We start from the raw sequence: 13732 nt of genomic DNA on the forward strand, positions 1-13732 counted from the left end.
CGGGGCGTCAGGTCTTGTCGTCGGTGTTGCGCGGGAATCCACCGCCCTGCGGGAACAGCGGGAAGACCACGTCGTCGTTCTTTGCCGCGTCGCCGGCGGTCTTGTTCACCGTCGCGCCCCAGACGTTGCCGTCGGGGGAGAGCTTCAGCGCGAAGGCATGCCCGTGGGTGTCCTGCCGGACCACCTCGGGGTCGCCGGTCACCGCGCCGGTGTCCTTGGCCATCCGCACGGCCACGGTCTGCTTGGTGTTCACCAGGTTGACCAGCACGGTGCCGTCGGTGGCCGCGCAACCGGCGACGCCGGGACGATCGGGCCAGGTCCACACGGTCGAGACCTTGGAGTCTTTCGTGATGCGCTGCAACCGGTCCGCCGTCGGGGTCCGGTCCGTGACATACAGCGAGCCGTCGGACGAATCGATGCACATGGCTCCACCGGAACCGAGTCCGCTCAGCGCGGTCGTCTGGGGTGCCTGGTTCACCGTCGTGGGCTGTTCGATGCGCAGCAGCTTGCCCGCCAGCGAAGCCGGATCGGCGGCGGCGGCCGGGTTGCCCGCGTCGCCCGTGAGCACCACCAGAGTGGTCGGGCTGGTGAAGATCAGGGCACCGATGTTGCCCACCGGACCCTTGGGAATGCCGGTCAGAATCGGCTTGGGCACGTCACCGTCGGCGATTCGGATCACCCGGTTGTCGGTCGGCGTGCTGATGTAGGCGTACATCAAGCGGTCCTGCTTGTAGGTCGGCGAGAGCACGATGTCGAGCAAGCCGCCGTCACCCGAGGGATCGACCGGGATGACCACTTTGAGCTTGGGTTCTGCGGTCGCCGAGATCTGCTGGACTGCGCCGGTGAGGCGCTCGGCGACCAAGGCCGAGTGACTGTCGGGGCCCATGATCAGGCCGCTGGTGCTGTCCAGGCAGCCCTGCATCACCCCGGGTGCCACACACGCCTTCGGGAATGGTTTGTCGGGTAGCGGCGGCGGGGGCGGCGGTGTGCTGGTCGCGCCCGGCCCACGTTCGGGTTCGGTGGTGAACGGGGCCGAGGCGGCCGAGTCGAAACGAGCGCAACCGGTGGTCGCCAGCAAAGTTGCGGAGACCACGGCGGCGAGTACCACTGCGGGGCTGGTCCGGGCATGCCGCGTCGACCGGCGCAATCTCATGCAGGCCAGGTTACGGATCGCTGCGCGGTGCTCGCCACGGGAGGGTGAAGGGCGTGGTTTTCGGCCGGATCCGGCGAACCGACTGCCCGAACCGCCGCGCCAATCCGCGACGAGCAGGGCAATTGCACTTACGCTGGAAATTGTGACCAGTACCTCCGATGACCCTCGTGGTTGGCAACGACCTGATGAGTCGGCCGCCAGGCCCGCGTCGGCGCGCCTGGTCGACCCCGAAGACGATTTGCCCATCACCAACTTCAATACTGCCGCTCGCGAAGCCGCGACCACCGCGATCCCGCGGTACGACACCCCGTCGGCCTCGTCGTCCGAACAATCCGGATTCAGCCTGCTGGGGGAGCCCGAGCCGCTGCCGTATGTGCAGCCCGGCGAACGTCAGACAGACCAATCGGCCGAACCGGCCGAGATAGAACCGTCCGAACTCGATCAGCGGATCCGGGCTGCCGGTCGCCGCGGTACCCAGGACCTGGGGCTGATGGTGCTCCGCGTCGGTCTGGGTGCCTGGCTGGTGGCGCACGGCCTGCAGAAGGCCTTCGGCTGGTGGGGTGGTCCGGGTCTGAATGCGTTCCAGCACACGCTGGCCTCTGTGGGCTACCAGCACGCCAGTCTGCTGAGTTACGCGGCAGTGGGGATCGAGATCGGCGCCGGGGTGCTGCTGGTGCTCGGCTTGTTCAGCCCGTTGGCGTCCGCTGCCGCGCTGGCCTATCTGATCAACAGCCTTGGCGTGACCGTGGCGGCGCAGACCACTCACGGCTACTTCCCGTATTTCCTGCCCGACGGGCACGAGTACCAGGTCAGCTTGATCGTGGTGGCCGCGGCGCTGACGCTGACCGGTCCGGGCCGGTACGGATTCGATGCCGGACGTGGCTGGGCGCGTCGCCCGTTCATCGGCTCGTTGATCGCATTGATCGCCGGCATCGGGATCGGCGTCGGCGTGTGGATGTTGTTGAACGGCACCAACCCGCTGGGTTAGCGGCTCACTCGTTGTAGGGGTTCGGCACCACGCCACCGCTGGCCGCGGTCAGCAGCGGCAAGGTCGCGAAGGTGACGCCGGGCAGACGCAGCAGCGACCCATCGGTGAGTTCGGCCTTCGCCCACGCGGACTTGTTGAACCGCAGCCCTTTGATGTCCTGCCACCTGACGGTTCGGCTGCCGCCCAGCGAGCGCGCGGTGACGGTGTCCCGATCGGCAATGGTGCGGTAGCGGATCACCATGGCCGACAACACGATGGGGATCACCAGCAGTGCGGCACACCAGACCGGTGCGGCGAACACCAGCGCCAGCAGACCGAGCGCGAGGAAACCCACCGCCAGATGGGCGATCGCCGGGATCCGGATGACGACGGGGTTGGCTGCTGAGGACGTGGATCGTGAACTCACCCCACCATCTTCCCAGGTGGTCGCGATGTGACCACCATCGCGAGAGGTGATTTGACCGGGGCCCGCCCCGGCGACTACCGTCAGCGGTTATGCAGACCTCGGGAATGCTCGTAGTAATTGGGCGCGTTGGTGCGTGACCAGGCTGTGTAAGCCGACTACAAGCATCGACGCGCAACCCTCGTACAGCCACCCATGCTGACGGGGGTTTTTTGTTTGCCCGAGAACCACACCGCAGAGAACACCGACAAGAGGACCACAGTGAGCGCACCGACCACGCGACCGCCCCAGGCGGCGTCCCAGACCAACGGCGTCGCGCAGCCGAGAACGGTTGCCCCGCAACAGATGACCGGTGCGCAGGCCGTCGTCCGGTCGTTGGAGGAACTCGACGTCGACACCATCTTCGGCATCCCCGGCGGCGCGGTGCTGCCGGTCTATGACCCGCTGTTCGATTCCAAGAAGGTCCGCCACGTGCTGGTCCGGCACGAGCAGGGCGCCGGCCATGCCGCATCCGGCTACGCCCACGCCACCGGCAAGGTCGGCGTCATGATGGCCACCTCCGGCCCGGGCGCCACCAACCTGGTCACCCCGCTGGCCGACGCCCAGATGGACTCCATCCCGGTCGTCGCCATCACCGGTCAGGTCGGCCGCGGCCTGATCGGCACCGACGCCTTCCAGGAAGCCGACATCTCCGGCATCACCATGCCGATCACCAAGCACAACTTCCTGGTCCGCAACGGCGATGACATCGCCAAGGTGATCGCCGAGGCGTTCCACATCGCGGCCACTGGCCGGCCCGGTGCGGTGCTCGTCGACATCCCCAAGGACGTGCTGCAGGGCCAGTGCACCTTCAGCTGGCCGCCGGAGATCGACCTGCCCGGCTACAAGCCGAACACCAAGCCGCACAGTCGGCAGGTGCGCGAGGCCGCCAAGCTGATCGCGGCCGCGCGGAAGCCGGTGCTGTATGTCGGCGGCGGGATCATCCGCGGCGAGGCCAGTGCCGAGCTGCGGGAGTTGGCAGAGCTGACCGGTATCCCCGTCGTCACCACCTTGATGGCCCGCGGCGCCTTCCCGGACAGCCACCCCCAGCACATGGGTATGCCGGGCATGCACGGCACGGTCTCGGCGGTGGCGGCGCTGCAGAGGAGTGATCTGCTGATCGCGCTGGGCACCCGCTTCGACGACCGGGTCACCGGTCAGCTGTCGTCGTTCGCGCCGGACGCCAAGGTGATCCACGCCGACATCGACCCGGCCGAGATCGGCAAGAACCGGCATGCGGACGTGCCGATCGTCGGTGACATCAAGAACGTCATCGTCGACCTGCTGGAGGCGCTGCGCCGCGACGGGGTTGCGGCCGACACGCTCGATCTGGCCGATTGGTGGACGTACCTGAACGACATCAAGTCCACCTACCCGCTGAGCTATGGCCCGCAGAGCGACGGCAGCCTTAGCCCCGAGTACGTCATCGAGAAGCTGGGCCAGATGGCCGGCCCGGAAGCGCTGTACGTCGCGGGCGTCGGCCAGCACCAGATGTGGGCCGCGCAGTTCATCAAGTACGAGAACCCGAAGACCTGGCTGAACTCCGGTGGCCTGGGCACCATGGGCTTTTCGATCCCGGCCGCGATGGGTGCGAAGTTCGCCCGGCCCGAGGCCGAGGTGTGGGCCATCGATGGCGACGGCTGCTTCCAGATGACCAATCAGGAGCTGGCCACCTGCGCGGTCGAAGGTGCGCCGATCAAGGTGGCGCTGATCAACAACGGCAACCTCGGCATGGTGCGGCAGTGGCAGACGCTGTTCTACGACCAGCGTTACTCCAACACCGACCTGGCCACCCACAGCCACCGGATTCCGGATTTCGTGAAGCTGGCCGAGGCACTGGGTTGCGTCGGATTGCGTTGTGAGCGTGCCGAAGACGTCGAGGACGTCATCCGGCAGGCGCGCGAGATCAACGACCGCCCGGTGGTGATCGACTTCATCGTCGGCGCCGACGCACAGGTGTGGCCGATGGTCGCCGCGGGCACCAGCAACGACGAGATCATGGCGGCGCGCGACATCCGGCCGCTGTTCGACAACGAGGAACAGGTCTGATGGCTACTACTCACACTCTCTCGGTCCTGGTCGAGGACACGCCCGGTGTGCTCGCCCGGGTGGCGGCGCTGTTCTCTCGGCGCGGCTTCAACATCCAGTCGCTGGCGGTGGGTGCCACCGAGCAGAAGAACATGTCCCGGATGACCATCGTGGTCTGCGTCGAGGACTACTTCCCGCTGGAGCAGATCACCAAGCAGCTGAACAAGCTGATCAACGTGATCAAGATCGTCGAGCAGGAGTCGGACAACTCGGTGTCCCGGGAGCTGGCGCTGATCAAGGTGCGCGCCGACGCGAGCACCCGCGGTCAGATCATCGAGGCGGTGAACCTGTTCCGCGCCAAGGTCGTCGATGTGTCGACCGAATCGCTGACGGTCGAGGCCACCGGCACCCAGGAGAAGCTCGACGCATTGATGCGGGTGCTCGAGCCGTACGGTATCCGTGAGCTGGTGCAGTCCGGCATCGTGTCGTTGGCGCGAGGCCCCCGCGGTATCGGCACCACCAAATAGTCTTCGAACAACACAATCAAGATAAGGAAAACGCAAGTGGCAGTTGAGATGTTCTACGACGACGATGCCGATCTGTCGATCATTCAGGGTCGCAAGGTCGGTGTCATCGGCTATGGCAGCCAGGGACACGCGCATTCGCTTTCGCTGCGCGACTCGGGCGTTCAGGTCAAGGTCGGCCTGAAGGAAGGGTCGAAGTCCCGCGAGAAGGTCACCGAGCAGGGCCTGGAGGTCGACACCCCGGCCGAGGTCGCCAAGTGGGCCGACGTGATCATGCTGCTGGCGCCCGACACTGCGCAGGCCGAGATCTTCACCAACGACATCGAGCCGAACCTGGAGGACGGCAACGCGCTGTTCTTCGGTCACGGCCTCAACATCCACTTCGGCCTGATCAAGCCCCCGGCCAACGTCACCATCGGCATGGTTGCCCCCAAGGGCCCCGGTCACCTGGTGCGTCGTCAGTTCGTCGACGGCAAGGGCGTGCCCGCGCTGATCGCTGTGCACCAGGACCCCAAGGGTGAAGGCCAGGCGCTGGCGCTGTCCTACGCCAAGGGCATCGGTGGCACCCGGGCCGGCGTCATCAAGACCGATTTCAAGGAAGAGACCGAGACCGACCTGTTCGGTGAGCAGGCCGTGCTGTGTGGTGGCACCGAGGAGCTGGTGAAGGCCGGCTTCGAGGTCATGGTCGAGGCCGGTTACGCCCCCGAGATGGCCTACTTCGAGGTGCTGCACGAGCTCAAGCTCATCGTTGACCTGATGTACGAAGGTGGTATCGCCCGGATGAACTACTCGGTGTCCGACACCGCCGAGTTCGGTGGCTACCTGTCGGGCCCGCGGGTCATCGACGCCGACACCAAGGAGCGCATGCGCGCGATCCTGAAGGACATCCAGGACGGCACCTTCGTCAAGCGGCTGGTCGCCAACGTCGAGGGCGGCAACAAGGAGCTCGAAGGTCTGCGTAAGGCCAATGCCGAGCACCCGATCGAGGTCACCGGCAAGAAGCTGCGCGACCTGATGAGCTGGGTCGACCGGCCGATCACCGAGACTGCCTAGTCTCCAGCGCCTGGCGCTCACTGGCCAGTTATTGCATGCAATTCACGAAAAGGCATGCAATAACTGGCCTTTCGCCGTTTCAGGCGAGCCCATCCGTTGGCCTTGCCTTGACGCCGCTACCCGCCACCGCGGTGCAATGCCAACCTGGGAGGGCTTCTGTCTTGGTCGGCATGTGCGATCCGGAGTCGTCAACTTTCCTTGACGGTCAAGGAATGTTGACCGTTCGGGATCGAACATGTTGTGACAGGCCCGCGGATCTTGGGTCAGTTCTTGCTCAGCTCTTCGGCGAGCATGACGATGATGCCGCTCGGACCACGGACGTAGGTCAACTTGTAGACGTCCTGATAGGTCGCCACGCCGCGAAGCGGGTGGCATCCGTGTCTGGCGGCTATCTCAAGGGCTTGGTCTATGTCGTCGACGGAGAACGCGACGCGGTGCATCCCGACCTCGTTGGGAACAGTGGGCTTCGAGTCGATCGCCTCTGGGTGGATGTATTCGAAGAGCTCCAGGCGACCGTTACCGTCCGGCGTCTCGAGCATCGCTATGTTGGCGTGGTTGCCGTCGAGACCGACGGCCGTGTCGGTCCACTCACCGCTGACCGTGTCGCGACCGATGACGGTAAGACCGAGATCGGTGAAAAAGGAGATCGCTGCTTCGAGATCGCGAACGGCGATGCCGACGTTCTCAAGTTTGATGGCCATGTTTTGCACGCTACCGAGTTGGCGCCGCTAGTTCAGTAGCCCGATTCCGCCAAGGTTGTCGGTGCCGCGCCGCATACTCCGGCATGTCGAGGGGAGTGCCGATATGGGCGGGCCAACTGATGATCCGTACATGCGTGAGCTGGCTCGGCGTGCGCTGCAGGAACTTGAAGACGCGGCCCGCGCGCACCGACTCGCGAACGGCCTGGACCCTGACCCGCCCGGTGGCGACCTCGATGATTTCGATGAGCCACCGCCCGAACCCGTAGCAGACCCAGTCCTGGCCGACTTCTTTGGCGGCACCAGCCGGCGTGCACTGGCCGACGCCCGCGACGGGCTTGCAGATGCGAAGGTTCGCTATGAGCGAGCCATCATCCAAGCGCGAGCGGCCGGGTGGTCGTGGCCCGAGGTTGCTCGGGTCCTTGGTGTCTCCAAACAGTCCTTGCACAGCCGGTTTCGTGACCGCGCACCGGGCTGATCCGCCCAGATCGCAAACACCCCAACGTGTCGGAGGTCAGGAACCGAGCCGGTCGGCGACCTGCACGACCCGCCGGGCCAGGTGCTCCAGCGCGTTGTCGGTGGCCTCGTCGAACTCGCTGATGTTGTCGTGGTTGGCCAGCAGGCTCACACCGTAGGGGTTGCCGTCGGCGAATTTGAGCGGGTCGGTGTAGCCGGGCGGCACGATGATCCCGCCCCAGTGGATCAGCGTGATGTACAGCGACAGCAGCGTCGTCTCCTGGCCGCCGTGCGCGGTGTTGCTCGAGGTGAACCCCGCGTAGACCTTGTCGGCCAGCTGGCCCTGTGACCACAGTCCGCCGAGCGAGTCCAAGAATCCGCGCAATTGCGAGGAGACCGAGCCGAATCGGGTGGGAGAGCCGAAGATCACCGCATCGGCCCACACGATGTCGTCGCCGGATGCGGTCGGAAGGTCTTTGGTTGCTTCGTAATTCGCGGTCCAGGCCGGGTTGTGGGCGAACGACGCGGGGTCTGCGGTCTCGGCGACGGGCCGCACCCGTACTTCGGCGCCGGCCGCTTCTGCGGTGGCGGCGATTCGACGCGCCATCGTGGTGCCGTGTCCGGTCGCGGAGTAGTAGATGACAGATAGCTTGGTCATCCGTCCAGCCAACCACTCCGGCGTCGATGGCGGGGCGTCTTCACCGTGCGTTCACGCCGGGCGTGGTCCGCACCGTGATGAAGGTAACCGCGATTGGGATGCGCGCGATGTGGACCACTATCCTTGCCGCGTGAGCCTTCCTGTCGTACTCATCGCTGACAAACTCGCCGAATCGACCGTCGCCGCGCTCGGTGACCAGGTAGAGGTCCGTTGGGTGGACGGCCCGGACCGTGAAAAGCTGCTGGCCGCCGTGCCCGAAGCCGACGCGCTGCTGGTGCGTTCGGCCACCACCGTGGACGCCGAGGTGTTGGCCGCCGCGCCCAAGCTCAAGATCGTGGCCCGTGCCGGCGTCGGCCTGGACAACGTCGACGTCGACGCTGCCACCGCCCGCGGTGTGCTGGTGGTCAACGCCCCGACCTCCAACATCCACAGCGCCGCCGAGCATGCGCTGGCCCTGCTGCTGTCTGCGGCGCGGCAGATCCCGGCGGCCGACGCCACCCTGCGCGAGCACACCTGGAAGCGCTCGAAGTTCTCCGGCACCGAGATCTTCGACAAGACCGTCGGTGTGGTCGGCCTGGGCCGGATCGGCCAGCTGGTCGCTCAGCGTCTCGCCGCGTTCGGTACGCACATCGTCGCCTATGACCCCTACGTCTCGCAGGCCCGCGCCGCGCAGCTGGGCATCGAATTGCTGACCCTCGATGAGCTTTTGGGTCGGGCAGATTTCATCTCGGTGCACCTGCCCAAGACCAAGGAAACGGCCGGCCTGATCGGCAAGGAAAACCTGGCCAAGACCAAGCCGGGCGTGATCATCGTCAATGCTGCGCGCGGCGGCCTGATCGATGAGCAGGCATTGGCCGACGCGATCAACAGCGGCCATGTTCGTGCCGCGGGTCTGGACGTGTTCGCCACCGAGCCCTGCACCGACAGCCCGTTGTTCGAGCTGCCGCAGGTCGTCGTCACCCCGCACCTGGGGGCTTCCACCGAAGAGGCCCAGGACCGGGCCGGCACCGACGTCGCGGCGAGCGTGAAGCTGGCCCTGGCCGGTGAATTCGTGCCGGACGCGGTCAATGTCGGTGGCGGTGCGGTCGGCGAAGAGGTGTCGCCGTGGCTGGATCTGGTGCGCAAGCTCGGTGTGCTGGCCGGCGCGCTGGCTCCGGTTCTGCCCGCGTCGTTGGACGTGCAGGTGCGCGGCGAGCTTGCCGCTGAAAGCGTTGAGGTACTGAAGCTTTCGGCGCTGCGTGGCCTGTTCTCCGCGGTGATCGAGGACCAGGTGACGTTCGTCAACGCCCCGGCGCTGGCCGCCGAGCGTGGTGTCGAGGCCACCATCAGCACCGAGTCGGAAAGCCCCAACCACCGCAGCGTCGTCGATGTGCGTGCGGTGGCGGCCGACGGTTCGGTGATCAACGTGGCCGGCACACTGTCCGGACCGCAGCAGGTCGAGAAGATTGTTCAGATCAACGGCCGCAACCTCGACCTGCGTGCCGAGGGCGTCAACCTGATCATCAACTACGGCGACCAGCCCGGTGCCCTGGGCAAGATCGGCACCCTGCTCGGTGCTGCCGATGTCAACATCCTGGCCGCGCAGCTGTCCCAGGATGCCGAAGGCAGCGGCGCGACGATCATGCTCCGCCTGGACCGCCAGGTGCCGGCCGACGTGCTCGGCGCCATCGAATCCGCCGTCGGCGCAACGACTCTCGAACTGGTGGACCTGTCGTGAAGCTCGCAGTCATCGCCGGTGACGGCATCGGCCCCGAGGTCATCGCCGAGGCGCTGAAGGTACTGGACGTGCTGCTGCCCGGTGTCGAGCGCACCGAGTACAACCTGGGTGCCAAGCGCTATCACGAGACCGGAGAGACTCTGCCCGAGGGCATGGTCGACGAGCTCAAGGGCTACGACGCAATTCTGTTGGGCGCCATCGGTGATCCGTCGGTGCCCAGCGGCGTGCTGGAGCGCGGTCTGCTGCTGAACATGCGGTTCGCGCTGGACCACCACGTGAACTTGCGGCCGTCGAAGTTGTTCGCCGGTGTCGACAGCCCGCTGGCCGGCAACCCGGAGATCGACTTCATCGTCGTGCGCGAGGGCACCGAAGGCCCCTACACGGGAACCGGTGGCGCGATCCGCGTGGGCACCCCGCATGAGGTCGCCACCGAGGTGTCCACCAACACCCGATTCGGCGTCGAGCGCGTGGTGCGATACGCGTTCGAGAAGGCCCGCACTCGTCGCAAGCACCTGACCCTGGTGCACAAGAACAACGTGCTGGCTTATGCCGGTTCGCTGTGGACCCGCACCGTCGCTGAGATCGGTGCCGAGTACCCGGACGTCGAAACCGCTTACCAGCACATCGATGCCGCGACCATCCACATGGTCACCGACCCGGGCCGCTTCGACGTGATCGTCACCGACAACCTGTTCGGCGACATCATCACGGACCTGGCCGCCGCGGTGTCGGGCGGCATCGGCCTGGCCGCGTCGGGCAACATCGACGCCACTGGTACCAACCCATCGATGTTCGAACCGGTGCACGGCAGCGCGCCCGATATCGCGGGCCAGGGGATCGCTGATCCGACGGCGGCGATCATCAGCGTGGCACTGCTGCTGACCCACCTCGGTGAGACTGCTGCCGCGGCGCGGGTCGAGAAGGCGGTGGCCGAGCATCTGGCGACGCGCGGTGACACCAAGCTGTCCACGTCGCAGACCGGTGACCGGATCGTCGGGCTGCTCTAGCTCGATTTCGTCGCGGTGACAGCCCCGTTCGCCACTCTCACCCGGCAGTGCTGGCTGTTCGCGATCGGATCGTCGTTCTTCGCCGTGGCCACCGTGCCGGGCTTTCCCATGCTGGCCGGGGCGGGCGCCGCGAATGTGTTGTGTTTCGTCGGTTCGTGGTTCTTCACCACGGCCGGTTGGATGCAATATGCGCTGGCGCTACGCGGAATCCAATGGTGGTCGGCGGCAATTCAATTCATGGGTACCGTCCTGTTCAACGTGAGCACGGGTGCCGCTGTGCTGGCACATGCCGTGCTGGCCGAGCGTCGCTATGTGTGGGCGCCCGATGCGACCGGCTCGCTGGCCTTTCTCGCCAGCGGTCTGCTGGCGGTGCTGGCCGTCGGCCTCTGGTCGCCGAAATCCGTTGACTGGCGGGCAAGCTGGACCAACATGATCGGCTGCGTGGCGTTCGCGATTTCGGCCCTGGCGGCGTTCGTCAGTAAGACCGGCGTCACCGAAGATGCGTGGCTGGCCAATGTCGGCACGTTCGTCGGGGCGCTCTGCTTCTTTGCTGCGGCGGTGATGATCGCGCCCCGCAAGGCCTAGCTTCCCGGTGTGACACGTGTGCTGAAAGTGACTGGGCTCCAGGGCTTCCTGTGCGTAGCTATGTGAGGGCTATGGCTTGATGAGAATCGCCCCACGACACTGGCGGCCGTCGCCGTGCTGCGTAACCTTTAGTTGTGCTTATTAGTCGTGGCGGGTGTGGATGCCGGCCATCGCCAGCAAGCACCTAAACATCCGAAATCGCGCGGTCGGGAGCGACGCGACGGCGGCCACCGGTCGTAGTTGAGGAGTTCGACATGACGACTTTCAGTTCTCCACCCGGGTACGAGAATGTCGTGCAGTTCGGTGAACCTGCGCCGCAGCGTCCCCGGTTCCGGCGTCGGTCTCCTCGGCGCAAGGCGGCCATTGCCGGGGGAGTCGCCGTGTTACTGGTCGCAGGCCTGCTGGGTGCTTCATACGAGTCCTCGCCCGGAGGAACCCTGTGGGGTATCGACAAGACGGTGTTTCCCGGGCACGCGCAAGACGTTGCCCTGACCGCCGTCGTCACCGATCTGAAGAAGGCACAGGACATCCTGGGCAGTGGGCAGCAGCCCACGCCCGATCAGCTCACCGACGCCCGCACGGCGCTCAACCAGGCCAAGCAGGATCTGGACTACTTGTCGCCGTCGCCCCAGCAGACCAGTCTGCAGAACCTCTATTTGCAACTGACACAACAACTTCTGCAGTACACCCCTGATTCGGCGCAGCAACTACCGGCGCTACCCGCCGCCCCACCTGCGGCGCCGCAGGCAACCGATCCGGGCACCCCGTCGTCGGCCCCTGACGCGGCGCCGATGAACTCGAGTGCCCCAACGTGGGGATACCAGGCCCCAACTGACGCCGGCGATGCGGCAGCCATCAGCCAGCAGTCCGACGATTCGGTTCCACTGCCGCCCGATGTTCCGGCCGTTCCGGCGGCCGACTGGTCGCAGCCCGTTGATCCTCCGTTGACACCGAACCTGCAAGACCTGGGCTATTACGACCCGTCATGGGGACAGCTCTACGGCTACAACCCCACCAGTTGGTACAACTACGACCTCGGCGGCTACAACCAGTACGGATACGACTTCCTCGGCTTCGACCGTTGGGGCTATGACCGTTGGGGTTACGACCGTTGGGGTTATGACCACTGGGGCTACAACTGGGGCGGCTGCAACTGGGCCGGTTACGACCGCAATGGCTGGGACCGTGACGGTCGGAACGAATGGGGCCAACGCCGTGACCACCCCGGTGATCCGCGCGATCAAAACTGGTACAACAACCATCACCAGTACGAGCAGTACTACCAGTGGAAGTTCCAGAACGACGATCCCGTCTATCGCCGCACCCAATGGGACCAGGCCCACGGATTCAACCCGAATCTGTACCAAGACTGGAACAAGAACCGAGACTGGCATGACCCGCGCAACCGCGACTGGGCGCCGTCGGCCACCACGGTGAGTTCCAACGACATCAAGGCGCACGTCTCGTCGCCGGTCGTGAACCTGAATGCCTCACTGGCACAGTTTATTTCCAACGACAAGGCGACAAGTACTTCCGGTCCGCTGATGAAGGATCTCGCCGGCAAGTCCGCCCGCGACGTCACCAAAGACCTGACCGCGCGGACGACCAGCGCCGCCCTGTCGCCGCCGGCTTCGACGTCAGGGCAGCGGCTCACCACGCCCGTTACCAACAACCAAAAGTCCGTGGCGCCACCGGCATTGACTGCGCCGGTCCCGACTGTGCCGCCATCGAAGGTATCTCCCGGATTCACTGCGCCCAAGCTCGCGCCGGTGCCTGTCTCCGCGCCGCCGACCGTCACCAAACCCCAAGGCAAGCAAGGAAAGCCGGCGCCCGTGCCGGCGGACAATACGCCGGGAGCAGGATCGAACCCTCCTGCGGGGCAGTCGATTGTCGCGCCGAAGGTTGATTCGCCCAACCCCGCGGTGGTACCTCCGACCGATCTGAAACCGGCAACCCCGCCAGAGCCTGCGGTGGTTCCGCCTCATGAGGCTTCGGTACCGGATGAGGTCAACGCGGTTCCGCGGGCGCCGGCCTCGGAAGCTCCGACCAGTCCGGTGATACCGAAACGGCAAGAGCCACCTCAGCAGAGGACTGCACCGGAACAGTCGGTGCAGGAGGCTCCCGCGCCCAAGGAGGAAACTCCCGCGCCCAAGGTGGAGGCTCCTGCTCCGAAGGTGGAGGCTCCGGCGCCCAAGGTGGAGGCTCCTGCTCCGAAGATGGAGGCTCCCGCGCCCAGGGTGCAGACTCCGGCACCCGAAGCCCCCGTCCGACGCGCGCCTGCCCCGCAGGCCCCGGCTCCGCAGCCCGTCCGACAGGCACCGCCCGTACATCAGGCGCCGCCTCCGCCGGCTCCGCGGCCCGCTCCAGCACCTGCGCCAAGGGCAGCCCCCGCGTGCTCAACACCGAAATGCCCAATCCCGTGA

At 66.0% G+C, this 13732-nt stretch carries 13 protein-coding genes; 9 read left to right on the plus strand and 4 right to left on the minus strand.

Annotation, left to right across the window (positions count from 1 at the left end; genetic code table 11):
- Nucleotides 1-7 precede the first annotated feature (7 nt).
- Nucleotides 8-1153, minus strand: a complete 1146-nt coding sequence (locus tag ABIA30_RS00995; RefSeq protein ID WP_370061243.1) for a PQQ-dependent sugar dehydrogenase — start codon at nt 1151-1153, stop codon at nt 8-10.
- Nucleotides 1154-1295: 142 nt separating this feature from the next.
- Here ABIA30_RS00995 and ABIA30_RS01000 point away from each other — a divergent pair, with 142 nt between their 5' ends.
- Nucleotides 1296-2141: a DoxX family protein gene (locus tag ABIA30_RS01000; RefSeq protein ID WP_370061245.1), complete on the plus strand. Its 846-nt coding sequence runs from the start codon at nt 1296-1298 to the stop codon at nt 2139-2141.
- 4 nt (nt 2142-2145) lie between these two features.
- Here the strand turns inward: ABIA30_RS01000 and ABIA30_RS01005 are convergent, their stop codons facing one another.
- Nucleotides 2146-2547 (minus strand): PH domain-containing protein, encoded by a 402-nt coding sequence (locus tag ABIA30_RS01005; RefSeq protein WP_370061247.1) that lies wholly within the window; start codon nt 2545-2547, stop codon nt 2146-2148.
- Between the two features lie 192 nt (nt 2548-2739).
- Here ABIA30_RS01005 and ABIA30_RS01010 point away from each other — a divergent pair, with 192 nt between their 5' ends.
- The 3 genes from ABIA30_RS01010 to ilvC are packed head-to-tail and all read left to right on the plus strand — an operon-like array spanning nt 2740 to nt 6188.
- Nucleotides 2740-4632 carry an acetolactate synthase large subunit gene (locus tag ABIA30_RS01010; RefSeq protein ID WP_370061248.1) on the plus strand — a complete coding sequence of 631 codons (1893 nt, stop codon included), beginning with the start codon at nt 2740-2742 and terminating at the stop codon, nt 4630-4632.
- Nucleotides 4629-5138 carry an acetolactate synthase small subunit gene (gene ilvN / locus ABIA30_RS01015; protein WP_370063203.1) on the plus strand — a complete coding sequence of 170 codons (510 nt, stop codon included), beginning with the start codon at nt 4629-4631 and terminating at the stop codon, nt 5136-5138. The genes ABIA30_RS01010 and ilvN overlap by 4 nt, the downstream gene beginning before the upstream one ends.
- 48 nt (nt 5139-5186) lie before the next feature.
- A complete protein-coding gene (ilvC, locus tag ABIA30_RS01020; protein WP_205848940.1) occupies nt 5187-6188 on the plus strand; it encodes a ketol-acid reductoisomerase in 1002 nt (333 codons plus the stop codon).
- Between the two features lie 263 nt (nt 6189-6451).
- Here the strand turns inward: ilvC and ABIA30_RS01025 are convergent, their stop codons facing one another.
- The gene (locus ABIA30_RS01025) at nt 6452-6889 is read right to left on the minus strand and encodes a VOC family protein (RefSeq protein WP_370061250.1); all 438 of its coding nucleotides are present in this window, start codon (nt 6887-6889) and stop codon (nt 6452-6454) included.
- A 103-nt stretch (nt 6890-6992) separates the two neighbouring features.
- On the opposite strand from ABIA30_RS01025, the gene ABIA30_RS01030 reads away from it, so the two are divergent.
- The gene (locus ABIA30_RS01030) at nt 6993-7364 is read left to right on the plus strand and encodes a helix-turn-helix domain-containing protein (RefSeq protein ID WP_370061252.1); all 372 of its coding nucleotides are present in this window, start codon (nt 6993-6995) and stop codon (nt 7362-7364) included.
- Between the two features lie 36 nt (nt 7365-7400).
- On the opposite strand, the gene wrbA is transcribed toward ABIA30_RS01030, so the two are convergent.
- Nucleotides 7401-8000 carry an NAD(P)H:quinone oxidoreductase gene (gene wrbA, locus ABIA30_RS01035; RefSeq protein WP_370061254.1) on the minus strand — a complete coding sequence of 200 codons (600 nt, stop codon included), beginning with the start codon at nt 7998-8000 and terminating at the stop codon, nt 7401-7403.
- Nucleotides 8001-8130: 130 nt separating this feature from the next.
- Between wrbA and serA the strand changes: the two genes are divergently transcribed.
- From serA to ABIA30_RS01055, 4 genes are all read left to right on the plus strand, one after another.
- On the plus strand, nt 8131-9717 hold the full coding sequence (gene serA, locus ABIA30_RS01040; RefSeq protein WP_370061256.1) for a phosphoglycerate dehydrogenase: 1587 nt from the start codon (nt 8131-8133) through the stop codon (nt 9715-9717).
- Nucleotides 9714-10724: a 3-isopropylmalate dehydrogenase gene (locus tag ABIA30_RS01045; RefSeq protein WP_370061257.1), complete on the plus strand. Its 1011-nt coding sequence runs from the start codon at nt 9714-9716 to the stop codon at nt 10722-10724. The genes serA and ABIA30_RS01045 overlap by 4 nt, the downstream gene beginning before the upstream one ends.
- 15 nt (nt 10725-10739) lie before the next feature.
- Entirely contained in the window at nt 10740-11309 is a 570-nt protein-coding gene (locus tag ABIA30_RS01050) for a hypothetical protein (RefSeq protein ID WP_370061259.1), read from the plus strand.
- Nucleotides 11310-11563: 254 nt separating this feature from the next.
- Nucleotides 11564-13732 carry a hypothetical protein gene (locus ABIA30_RS01055; protein WP_370061260.1) on the plus strand — a complete coding sequence of 723 codons (2169 nt, stop codon included), beginning with the start codon at nt 11564-11566 and terminating at the stop codon, nt 13730-13732.

The sequence above is a fragment of the Mycobacterium sp. MAA66 genome (genome assembly GCF_041261665.1).
In the GTDB taxonomy this organism is placed as follows: Bacteria; Actinomycetota; Actinomycetes; order Mycobacteriales; family Mycobacteriaceae; genus Mycobacterium.